This is a genomic window from Nocardia aurea (assembly GCF_003123685.1).
Classification (GTDB): Bacteria; Actinomycetota; Actinomycetes; order Mycobacteriales; family Mycobacteriaceae; genus Nocardia; species Nocardia aurea.
Window position 1 is genome coordinate 1 of sequence record NZ_QCYJ01000096.1, and the last position, 1,845, is coordinate 1,845.

General features: G+C 70.8%; 2 protein-coding genes. One reads left to right on the forward strand and one right to left on the reverse strand.

Translation table 11 applies throughout. From position 1 onward, the window contains the following. Positions 1-1,207, forward strand: a 1,207-nt coding sequence (locus DAT37_RS19320; RefSeq protein WP_232839860.1) for a M48 family metallopeptidase, incomplete at its 5' end; no start/stop codon positions are given. Positions 1,208-1,234: 27 nt separating this feature from the next. Here DAT37_RS19320 and DAT37_RS19325 read toward each other — a convergent pair. After that, positions 1,235-1,845: hypothetical protein (locus DAT37_RS19325; protein ID WP_198654353.1), on the reverse strand; the 611-nt coding region annotated here is incomplete at its 5' end.

Consider the following 1,845-nt stretch of genomic DNA (forward strand, 5'->3'; position numbering starts at 1 on the left):
CCACCAGGTGACCGTGGTGGATGGGGTCGAAGGTGCCTCCCATAACACCCACACGCCTTTTCCCATGGACACCTGGGGCATTCATCATGAAACGGACCTTACGTGGATCCCCTCCCCCAACATGATGGCACCCCCCTCCACGATGGCCGCGCATCCCTCCCGATGCCGACGTAGCATGCCGGGCATGACGACCACCCCGGACCGCAACCGCGTCCAACTACCCGGCATCTCCTCCCGTGCCTACGAACACCCCGCAGACCGGTCCGCCCTGGTCGCTCTGCGAAAGTTGAGTGGGTTCGACACAGTCCTGAAGCAGATGTCCGGCCTCATCAGCGAACGACGGCTGCGCCTGATGTACCTCGCGTCGGCCGTGCGCGTGAGCGAGACCCAGTTCCGCTCCCTGTACGACATGGGCCGCGACGCCGCCTACACCCTCGACCTCCACCGGATCCCCGAGATCTACATCCAGCAGGACCCCCAGGTGCAGGCGAAGGCGATCGGCTTCGACGACCCCTTCATCGTCGTGACCACCGGCCTGCTCAACCTCATGAACGAGGAGGAGCAGCGCTTCGTCATCGGCCACGAGACCTCGCACATCCTGTCGGGGCACGCGGTCTACCGGACGATGCTCGACATCCTCACCCGCCTCGCCACCCGCGTCGCCTGGATCCCGCTCGGCTACATCGGCCTGCGCGCGATCGTCGCGGGCCTCGAGGAGTGGTACCGCAAGTCCGAGCTCTCCTCCGACCGCGGCGGCCTGCTCACCGGCCAGGACCCGGAGGCGGCCAAGCGCGCGCTGATGAAGCTCGCCGGCGGCGCCTACACCCACGAGATGAACATCGAGGCGTTCCTGGAGCAGTACCAGGAGTACGACACCGCGGGCGACCTCCGCGACGGCTTCCTCAAGGTCCTCAACCTGCTCGGCACCACCCACCCGTTCGCCGTGGTGCGCGTGGCCGAGCTCGACAAGTGGCAGCGCAGCGGCGAGTACGAACGCATCCTCGGCGGCGACTACCCGCGCCGGGAGGACGACGCCAGCGCCAGGGTCACCGACGAGGTCAAGGCGGCGGCCGAGTCCTACCGCACGGCGTGGTCGCAATCGCAGGACCCGTTCATCGGCGTGCTGCGCGACGTGGCCGAGGGCGCGGTGAACGCGGGCGAGCGCATCTTCAACCGCTTCTCCCGGCGCGACGGCGCTCAGGGCTGACGGGCGGCGCCTCGGAGCGGCCCGGCCTCAGAGGAGTAGGGCGATCGCGCGTACGGCCGCCGCGCACAGGGCGACGAACCCGCCCAGCACGGCAAGCGCGCGCAGCCCCTCGCGGCGCAGCTCCGGCAGCCTGGCACCGACCCGCTCGATCTCCCGGCCGGTGACGCCGCCGCACAGCATGCCGAACACCACAGCCGCCGCGGTGACCGGCGCCGGCTGCTGCCACCAGTCGGAGGCGATCTGACCGCCGCCGGTGATCCAGAGCGCTCCACCCGCCGCCACGGCGACGGGCACGCCCGGCCAGACCGCCGCGGTCACGGCCGACCCGGCGAGCGCGAACGGGAAGAGCACCACCCGCAGCACGCTCCGCCACAGCGACACGCGTTTCCTGACCATCCAGTGGCTCACCCAGAGAGACCTGGTCAGCACCACGAACACCGCCGTGATGCCGATGGACGCGATCGGCCACATCACGGAGGCCACCACACACGGCACGGCCAGCACGGCCAGCAACAGCAGCGCCGCGCTGCCCGCGGGCAGCCCGGCGGCACCCGGCTCGGGCTCGCCTCCGGTGCCGCGAGCTCGGCGCGCCCTGGCGGTGCCGATCGCGGCCTTCGCCCGGGCGCGAGCGGGCATGC